Origin of the sequence: Aquabacterium sp., assembly GCF_048860245.1 — a bacterium.
Taxonomy (GTDB): Bacteria; Pseudomonadota; Gammaproteobacteria; order Burkholderiales; family Burkholderiaceae_C; genus Aquabacterium.
This window is the reverse complement of sequence record NZ_JBLIZW010000119.1, coordinates 21997-31248: the sequence shown is the minus strand read 5'-3', so window position 1 is coordinate 31248 and position 9252 is coordinate 21997. Positions and strand designations below refer to the sequence as shown.

The following is a 9252-nucleotide window of genomic DNA, read 5'->3' as shown; positions in this document are numbered from 1 at the left end:
AGTACCTGCCCAGGTGGCGGAATTGGTAGACGCACTAGTTTCAGGTACTAGCGGGTAACTCCGTGGAGGTTCGAGTCCTCTCCTGGGCACCAAATGAGCAAGCCGGCTGATGGAAACATCAGCCGGCTTTTCTCTTTTCGATCGCCCGCTTTCTGTGGTCGTTTGCGATCGCTGTCTCAGTCTGAACACAGGTCACGCGACCACAGCCCGACGACATGCTATACTTCAAATCTTGATTGGTTGGCGACTTAAGGCAATCATCAGAAAGTACCTGCCCAGGTGGCGGAATTGGTAGACGCACTAGTTTCAGGTACTAGCGGGTAACTCCGTGGAGGTTCGAGTCCTCTCCTGGGCACCAAATGAGCAAGCCGGCTGATGGAAACATCAGCCGGCTTTTCTCTTTTCTGGCCATGTTGTTGTCGAGGCGTTGTCGGCCATAAAAAAAAGCAGCTCAAAGCTGCTTTTGGGGAATTCAGGGCGCCGGCCTCAAACTTCGTAACGCTTGCGCAGCGCATCGGGACGCAGCGCGTCATACTCTTCGAATGGCTGGTGGATCCAAGGACTGGTCGGCAGCGCTTCGACAAAGTACTCAGGTGTATAGCAAGAAACGCCCTTCACCCAGATCACCGCCGAGCGCAGCTCGGTAATGGCCGGCATGCTACGCAGGCGATCGACCACCGCTTGCAGCGTGACACCCGAGTCAGCCAGATCATCGACCAGCAACACGCGCCCGGCCAACTCCCCCTTGGGCATGGTGATGTACTTCGCCATGTCCAAACGGCCCTGCAACGTACCGCCCTCATCGCGATAAGAACTGGTGGACATGATCCCCAGCGGCCTATCGAAAATGCGGGACAGCACATCACCTGGACGCAAGCCCCCGCGGGCCAGGCACAGAATCTGATCAAACTCCCAGCCGGAAGCGTGCACCTTGAGCGCCAGACGCTCGATCAACTGGTGATACTCCTCCCAGGAGACATACAGGTGTTTGCCATCATCGGTGAGCATGAATATTCCTTTTTGCGTTGTCGCTTCTAATGTTGGGAGTCCGCCGGCTCAGCCCTTGTACGGGTGACGCAGCAAAATGGTGTGATCACGATCCGGGCCGGTCGACACCATGTCGATGGGCGCGCCAATGAACGCTTCCACACGCTTCAGGTAAGCACGGGCGTTTTCTGGCAGCTTGTCCCACTCCGTGATCCCAAATGTCGTGCCCCCCCAGCCGGGGAAGCTCTCGTAAATGGGCTCGCAAGCGATGATGTCATCCGCATCCAACGGGAGGATGTCGATGCGCTCACCACGGAGCATGTAACCGGTGCAGACCTTGATCTCATCCAGACCATCCAGCACATCCAGCTTGGTGATGCACAAACCAGAGACACCGTTGATCAGCACCGAGCGCTTCAATGCCGCGGCATCCAGCCAGCCGCAACGACGCGCACGACCCGTCACCGTGCCACGCTCCTGACCGACCGTAGACAGGTGATAACCCACTGTGCCAGGGGTGTCCCAGTCCAGTTCGGTTGGGAATGGGCCACTGCCCACGCGAGTGGTGTAAGCCTTGGTGATGCCCAAGATGTAGTGGAGCTTGTCCGGGCCCACGCCAGACCCTGCAGCGGCATTGCCAGCAACACAGTTACTTGACGTCACATAAGGATAGGTGCCGTGATCGATGTCCAGCAGCGTACCTTGTGCACCTTCAAACAGAACGCTACCGCCATCAACGTTATGGCCGTGGATCTTGACGCCCACATCCGCCAGCATGGGCAAGATTTCCTTCGCGCATGCCATGGCTTGGTCGAAGATGGGCTGGAACTCCAGTGCGTCGGCCTTGAGGTAGCCCTGCAGCGCAAAGTTATGCAAGGCCAGCAGCTCCTTGAGCTTGGCAGCAAAGCGATCAGGGTGCTTCAAGTCCTGCACGCGCAAAGCACGGCGAGCAACCTTGTCTTCGTATGCTGGGCCAATGCCCTTACCGGTGGTACCGATCTTGCCGCTGCCGCTGGTTTCGCGGAGTGCTTCACGCGCCTTGTCCACCTCAACGTGGAACGGCAGGATCAACGGGCAAGACTCGCTGATGAACAGACGCGAGCGAACATTCAAACCCGCGTCTTCCAGGCGCTTGATCTCGGACAGCAAATGAGTCGGATCAACCACCACACCGTTACCGATGTAGCAAGCAACGCCATCGCGCATGATGCCCGACGGAATCAACTGAAGCGCTGTCTTTTTGCCATTGATCACCAGGGTGTGACCCGCGTTGTGACCACCCTGGAAACGAACAACCGCAGCAGCGTGATCAGTCAGCCAATCGACAACCTTGCCCTTGCCCTCATCACCCCATTGGGTGCCGACGACCACGACGTTGCGGGCGGATGCGTTGCCGGCACGAGCCGACGCAGAAGTGCTTTGCATGACGAATTCCTGTTTCGCAAAAGTAAGCCGGGCGCGCTTACAGCACGCGCACCGACCAGCGTCCATCATTGATCACGAGCTCTCGGTCGCAATCGAACTCCTGGACGTCATGTTCATGTCCGGGCAACACACACACAACGGTGTGCCCCTGTGTTCTCAATTCACGCACAGCCTGACGCAACGCGGGATCGTTGCCCCACGGCGCGCGGATTGCCGGGCGAGCGGCCAAGCCATCTCGTCCTGCGAGAACATCAGCCAAAATTTTCAGATCGAGACTGAAACCGGCAGCGGGTCTGCGACGACCAAACACGGCACCAACCTCGTCGTAGCGGCCACCTCTGACCAGTGCATCAGGATGATCGTGGCCATAGATGGCAAAGCGCGTGCTGCTGTAGTAGGCGTAACCGCTCAGATCAGACAAATCGAAGCCGATCGTGACATCAGAGCATGTCGCGCGAAGCTGAGTTGCCAACCAAGCCAGATCGTTCAGCGCAGCGTCGATCAACTCATGCTGTGGCAGGACCGAACGAGCTTGTGCCAAGACCTCATCCCCGCCAAACAGCGTAGTCAGTGCCACCAGCACCTCAGAAGCACGCGGTGCGTGGCACAAAGGTGCTTGCTGGGCCAACTCTCTGAGGTTCCCAACATCTTTCGTGGTCAAGGCAGAAACCAAGGCTTCGTGCTGAGCCTTGCTCAACCCCTGAACACCCAAGCCAGCCAAAACGCCTTGAACCAGACGGACATCGGCCAAATCCATGACCAAGCCGGACAACCCGGAGGCTTGCAACCCGCCAATCGCCAACTCAGCGGCTTCGAGATCAGCCTCCAAACCAGCATGCCCATAAATCTCAGCCCCCAACTGCAAAGGCTCACGGCTTGCATGCGGACTGGCAGGGCGTGTATGCAAAACGGGGCCGCAGTAGCAAAGGCGTGTGACGCTTTCGCGGTTGAGAAGGTGGGCATCAATGCGAGCAACCTGCGGCGTAGCGTCCGCACGCACGCCCAAGGTCCGACCACTCAATTGGTCAACCAACTTGAAGGTCTTGAGATCCAGCGCAGAACCGGTGCCAGACAGAAGCGACTCGATGTGCTCGAGAAGCGGCGGCATGACCAGTTCGTAGCCGTAGCTGCGAGCCGCATCCAGCCATACACGACGCAGCTCTTCGACGCGACGAGCTTGCGCGGGCAAAACGTCAGCAATGTGCTCTGGCAACAGCCAAGCAGACGACATAAGAAAACGTGAGGGGGTTAAAAGCGAGATTCTACCGGTGGATGACCCTGATTGGACACCCCGGTAGCATCTTCAATGTGACGAAGGGCTCAGGAGAACGCTTCAATCAACCAAAGCAACACCAATCCAGCGGTCATGCTGATCAAACCCAGCATTCTGATTTTTTGATCATCCAACTGGAGGAGCTGCTCAAACATGCGGCGCCAGCCACCGGGATTGATGGCTGGCATCAGGCCTTCCAGCACCAGCACCAATGCCAGCGCCATCCACATCGCATCGGTCATGCGCAGGCGATCACTTCTTGCGCGCTGGTGCAGCCGGCGCACTCACACCGCTGCCACGCATGGCCTTGAAGAAATCACTGCTGGGATCCAGCACCATGACATCGGACTTGCTGCGGAACGTGGAGCGATAGGCCTCCAGGCTACGGTAGAACTGCGCGAATTGAGGATCCTTGCCAAACGCTTCTGCGTAGATGGCAGACGCCTTGGCATCACCCTCCCCCTTCAGCTTTTGCGCGTCGCGATAGGCTTCGGCCACGATGATTTCACGTTGTCGATCGGCATCGGCACGAATTTTTTCACCGTCAGCACCACCGGTTGAGCGCAGTTCATTGGCCACACGCTTACGCTCGGACTCCATGCGGCGATAGACGGACTCGGTGATGTTGGCGGCAAAGTCCACTCGCTTGATGCGCACATCGACCACTTCAATACCAAAAGCCTTGGCGTCATCCGCCAACCGTCGCACGACCCCTTGCATGACCTTTTCACGCTCGGCAGACAGCATGGCGCCCACAGTCCGCTTGGTCACCTCTTCGTTCAGGGCTGCCTGAACGATCGGAGCCAGTCGGTTTTCGGCGTTGCGCACATCCACACCGTTGTTACGAATGAACTGCTTGGGCTCGGTGATTCGCCACTTGACCAACCAGTCGATCACCAGACTCTTCTTTTCGGCCGTGAAAATGGGGCGCGACTCGGGGCTGTCCAAGGTCTGAATGCGGCGATCCAGAAACACGACGTTTTGAAGTGGGGCCGGCAGCTTGGCTTTCAGACCAGGTGCGCTGACGACCTCTTTGATTTCGCCCAGTGCATACACGACAGCAAACTGGCGCTGATCCACGACGAAAAGCGACGACGAGGCAATGATGATGGCCAACAGCACGCCAGCCAGAACGGTACCGATACGGTTCATGTCAGATTCCTTGACTTAGCTGGAGGGCGCTCAACGGCTATCACGGTCACGATTGCGCAACCCATCGCGCGATCGCTGATCCGCCCCTGCTGCCGGACTCGCAGATTGCGTCTCGGAGGCTGCGGTCTGCGCCGCGGCTGGCGCTTGCGCACCGCCGTTCGATGGCGCCGTACCGGCACCGTTGCCATTACCAGCACCGGCAACCTGCATCAGCTTATCCAAAGGCAAGTACAGCAAATTGGAGCCTTGGCGGCTGTCCACCATCACCTTGGTCACATTGCTGTAAACCTGCTGCATGGTGTCGATGTACAGGCGATCACGCGTCACACCTGGAGCTTTCTGGTATTCGGCCAGCACCGCTTTGAAGCGCTGAGAATCACCTTCTGCTTGCGCGACCACACGCGCGGCATACCCGGCCGCTTCTTCGCGCAGTCGAGCGGCAGTACCCTGTGCCTTGGGGATCACCTCGTTGGCATAGGCTTGGCCTTCGTTCTTCAAGCGCTCGCGGTCGGCACCGGCCTTGAAGGCGTCATCAAACGCAGCTTGCACTTGCTCTGGCGCTTGAACGCTTTGCACGTTCACATTCGCAATCGTGACGCCAGCCTTCAGCTTGTTCAACTGGGCCTGAATGGACTTGACCAGCTCTGCGGCAATGGCATCTCGCTGCTCGTACAACACGGAATCCATCGTGCTGTTGCCAACGATTTCCCGCACGGCAGACTCTGATGCCTGCAGCACCGCTTCATCAGAATTGCGGTTCTCGAACAAATATTGACGCGCGTCTGCGAGTCGGTATTGGACCGTAAACCGAATGTCGACGATGTTTTCGTCGCGGGTCAGCATGGACGAGTCACGCAAGCCGGTGGCCTGCATCACCGAGTTGCTGCCCACGTCAATCGAGCGCAACTGAGTCAAGTTGACGATCTCATGACTTTGGAATGGATAAGGCGCACGCCATTGAAAGCCTGCATCCACCGTGTGGCTGAACCGGCCGAACGACATCACGACGGCCTGCTGCCCTTCCTGGACGATGAAGAAGCCACTGCCCGCCCACACCAACCCGACCACGCCCAGGATCAAGCCAACACCAACGCCAGCGCCTTTCGGCTCTGGGTAACTTGGACTAGGCTCCCCGCCGGGCTTACCCGAGAACACGCCACTCAGCTTGCGATTGAAATCACGCCACAACTCATCCAGGTCAGGCGGACCATCTTGCCGACCGTTGTAGACGGGCTGAGCGCCAGCAAGCCCCGGCACGACCTGACGGAGGGCGCCGCCCCCCAGCCAAACCATCCGGCGGGTCACGCCAACCGCCAGTTGCGCGGCAAGCGCAACCGCATGGGGCGCCGCCCTCAAGTGCAATGCAGGCCCGCGGCCCGATTCCTTGGTTTGCATGTTCATGATCGATCGGTCGTTAAATCTGAATGATCAACAGGGTTGTGATGTGTGTCGAGCGCATTGTGCATGTCGAAGCGGGGATCGCGCTTTGGCAGCTCGCCAATTCCCCCATCCAAACCATGCACAGCGGCCTCGGCCAACACATCACGCAAGACATCCAGGCCATCGCCCTTCAGTGCGCTGACAAAAATCCGGATGCATCGACGCCCTGATGGCAGCTCATACACATCCCGCTGGTGCAGCGGCCGCTGATGCTCCGGCAAGGCGTCGCACTTATTGAATACCAAAATCTGCGGAAGGTTCCCTGCCCCAATGCTGTCCAGCACACGAAGCACTTCTTCGATCTGATCGTGCAGCACCGGACTGGCCGCATCTACAACATGAAGCAACACATCCGCTTCAGCGGCTTCGAGCAGCGTTGCTTCAAATGACTCCACCAACGAGTGAGGCAAGTCACGGATGAATCCCACCGTATCAGACAGGGTGACACTTCGCTGAGCCTGCGCCAAAAACATTTGGCGCGTGGTGGTGTCCAAGGTTGCAAACAACTGGTTGGCGGCATAGGTGCCCGCCTTCGTCAGCGTGTTGAACAACGTGGACTTGCCCGCGTTGGTATAGCCCACCAAGGAGATGCGGAAGGTGCCCGTGCGACCCCGAGAGCGCTTCTGCGTCTGACGCTGGCGCTTGATCTTGGCAAGCTGCTCTTTGAGCGACTTGATCTTCTGATCAATCATCCGGCGATCAAGCTCAATCTGGGTTTCCCCTGGACCGCCCCGGTGCCCGACGCCACCACGCTGACGCTCCAAGTGCGACCACCGTCGAACCAGTCGGGTGGAGAGGTACTGCAGACGAGCCAACTCGACCTGCAACTTACCTTCGTGGCTGCGCGCACGCGCACCAAAGATTTCAAGAATCAAGCCCGTGCGATCGAGAACTTCGACGCCCAAATGCCGCTCGAGGTTGCGCTGCTGCGCGGGCGACAAGGCTTGATCGAACAACACACCATGAGCTTGGTACAAGTCCACCAGGGACTTGATCTCATCGGCTTTGCCTGACCCTACAAACAACGCAGCATCTGGTGCACGACGTTTGGCGGTGACTTTGGCAACGGGCTGATCCCCAGCAGACTCGGCCAGCAAAGCCAACTCGTCCAGTGTGGGATCAAAAGGAGAACCGGGGCCAAAATCGACCCCGACCAATACAACCCGAGGGTTGTCAGACGGTTTCTGTACGGACATCGAACAGGTCTGTCAACACTCGAGCAGACTGAAAGAAAAGCGCCAAGGCAACGAAAAAGGCATCAGCCTTCTTCGCCTTCGTTCGCGTGGAAGTTCACGGCGCGACCTGGCACAACAGTCGAGATGGCGTGCTTGTAAACCATTTGGGTCACGGTGTTACGCAGCAGGACAACGTACTGGTCAAATGACTCAATGTGACCTTGCAGCTTGATGCCGTTGACCAGGTAAATCGACACTGGTACGTGCTCACGACGCAGCAGGTTCAGGAAAGGGTCTTGCAGAAGTTGACCTTTGTTGCTCACGATATGCTCCGTGTTGAAAAAATCGGACTTGCCACCTTAACACAGTCCCAGAAAAGCGACCGGGAACAAGGTAGCGTCACGGTGAGTAAAGCGGGCAATACGCCCGCGGAAGATACTCGGTTGGAAATTATTCTTTGTCCACGAATGGATTCGCAGAAGACTTCATCTCGATGCGCAATGGCGTTCCAGTCAGCTTGAAATGCTCACGGAAACGGCTTTCCAGGAAGCGTTTGTAAGCATCCGAGACATGCTCCAACGAGTTGCCGTGAATCACGATCACCGGTGGGTTCTGCCCACCCTGGTGCGCATAACGCAACTTAGGACGGAAGGCACCTGCCCGCTTGGGCTGCTGGAATTGAACAGCCTCTTGCAGGAGACGGGTCAACACAGGCGTAGACATCTTGCACGCGGCAGACTTCCAGGCATCGCCGATGGCCTTCCACAAAGGCCCCAGGCCTTGCCGCTTCACAGCCGAAATGTGCAGAACCGGCGCAAATTTCAGGAAAGACAGGCGGTGCTCGATGGAGCGCTGCAGCAACTCACGCTGATAGCTGTCCACTGCATCCCATTTGTTGATGGCGATGACCACCGCACGGCCGGACTCCAGCACATAGCCCGCAATGTGGGCATCTTGTTCGGTCACACCCTGCGTAGCATCCACCAGCAGCAGGACCACGTTGGCATCGGAGATCGCCTGCAAAGTCTTGACCACAGAGAACTTCTCAATGGCCTCGAACACCTTGCCCTTGCGGCGCAAACCGGCGGTATCGATCAACTCGTAAATCTTGCCATCGCGCTCAAACGGCACGGTGATGGCGTCGCGGGTGGTCCCGGGCATGTCGAACGCCACCAAGCGCTCTTCACCCAGCCAGGTGTTGATCAGGGTGGACTTGCCGACGTTTGGGCGACCCGCCACAGCCAAGCGAATGGGACGCTCGGGATCATCCAGCTCCAGTTCGTCCTCATCCTCTTCGGTGATGAAGTCTTCCAACGCCATGTCGAGCAGGCTGCGAATGCCCTGCCCGTGCGCAGACGACACAGGAATCGGCTCGCCCATACCCAGCTCATAGAACTCCGCCAAATGCGGCGAGTCCTTCATGCCTTCGGCCTTGTTGGCCGCCAGCAGCACCTTCTTTTCGGTGCTACGCAGATAACGGGCAATGTCGTGGTCCTGGGCGGAGAGACCGCTCCGAGCGTCTACAACAAAAATCACAGCATCGGCCTCAGCGACAGCCTGGCGTGTCTGCTTGGCCATCTCTTTGAAGATGCCCGACGTGCAATCAGGTTCAAACCCGCCCGTGTCGATGGCGATGAATTCGTGCGAGCCCATGCGGCCCTCACCGTAGTGGCGGTCGCGGGTCAAGCCAGCGTAGTCAGCCACGATCGCATCGCGGCTTTTGGTCAGGCGATTGAACAACGTCGACTTGCCGACGTTGGGTCGTCCGACCAGCGCAATGACAGGTTTCATTTCAGTCCA

General features: G+C 58.1%; 9 protein-coding genes and 2 tRNA genes. 2 read left to right on the top strand and 9 right to left on the bottom strand.

Translation table 11 applies throughout. From position 1 onward, the window contains the following. The first annotated feature begins 7 nt into the window (after positions 1–7). A tRNA-Leu gene (locus ACMV18_RS13555) sits at positions 8–92 on the top strand. Between the two features lie 181 nt (positions 93–273). Further along, positions 274–358: transfer RNA gene (locus ACMV18_RS13550), tRNA-Leu, on the top strand. Between the two features lie 128 nt (positions 359–486). Here ACMV18_RS13550 and ACMV18_RS13545 read toward each other — a convergent pair. From ACMV18_RS13545 to der, 9 genes are all read right to left on the bottom strand, one after another. Next, on the bottom strand, positions 487–1008 hold the full coding sequence (locus tag ACMV18_RS13545; protein ID WP_420818269.1) for a phosphoribosyltransferase: 522 nt from the start codon (positions 1006–1008) through the stop codon (positions 487–489). Between the two features lie 48 nt (positions 1009–1056). Continuing rightward, complete coding sequence (locus ACMV18_RS13540; RefSeq protein WP_420818268.1) at positions 1057–2412, bottom strand: adenylosuccinate synthase; 1356 nt, start codon at positions 2410–2412, stop codon at positions 1057–1059. A 37-nt stretch (positions 2413–2449) separates the two neighbouring features. Continuing rightward, positions 2450–3643: an ATP phosphoribosyltransferase regulatory subunit gene (locus ACMV18_RS13535; protein ID WP_420818267.1), complete on the bottom strand. Its 1194-nt coding sequence runs from the start codon at positions 3641–3643 to the stop codon at positions 2450–2452. Between the two features lie 89 nt (positions 3644–3732). Further along, a complete protein-coding gene (locus ACMV18_RS13530) occupies positions 3733–3927 on the bottom strand; it encodes a DUF2065 domain-containing protein (RefSeq protein WP_420818266.1) in 195 nt (64 codons plus the stop codon). Positions 3928–3937: 10 nt separating this feature from the next. Continuing rightward, a complete protein-coding gene (hflC, locus tag ACMV18_RS13525; RefSeq protein WP_374255330.1) occupies positions 3938–4837 on the bottom strand; it encodes a protease modulator HflC in 900 nt (299 codons plus the stop codon). A 30-nt stretch (positions 4838–4867) separates the two neighbouring features. Next, the gene (gene hflK / locus ACMV18_RS13520; protein WP_420818271.1) at positions 4868–6232 is read right to left on the bottom strand and encodes an FtsH protease activity modulator HflK; all 1365 of its coding nucleotides are present in this window, start codon (positions 6230–6232) and stop codon (positions 4868–4870) included. Positions 6233–6234: 2 nt separating this feature from the next. After that, entirely contained in the window at positions 6235–7473 is a 1239-nt protein-coding gene (gene hflX / locus ACMV18_RS13515; RefSeq protein WP_420818265.1) for a GTPase HflX, read from the bottom strand. Positions 7474–7535: 62 nt separating this feature from the next. After that, positions 7536–7775 carry an RNA chaperone Hfq gene (gene hfq, locus ACMV18_RS13510; protein ID WP_058086182.1) on the bottom strand — a complete coding sequence of 80 codons (240 nt, stop codon included), beginning with the start codon at positions 7773–7775 and terminating at the stop codon, positions 7536–7538. A 127-nt stretch (positions 7776–7902) separates the two neighbouring features. Then, positions 7903–9243: a ribosome biogenesis GTPase Der gene (der, locus tag ACMV18_RS13505; protein ID WP_374255328.1), complete on the bottom strand. Its 1341-nt coding sequence runs from the start codon at positions 9241–9243 to the stop codon at positions 7903–7905. Positions 9244–9252 lie beyond the last annotated feature (9 nt).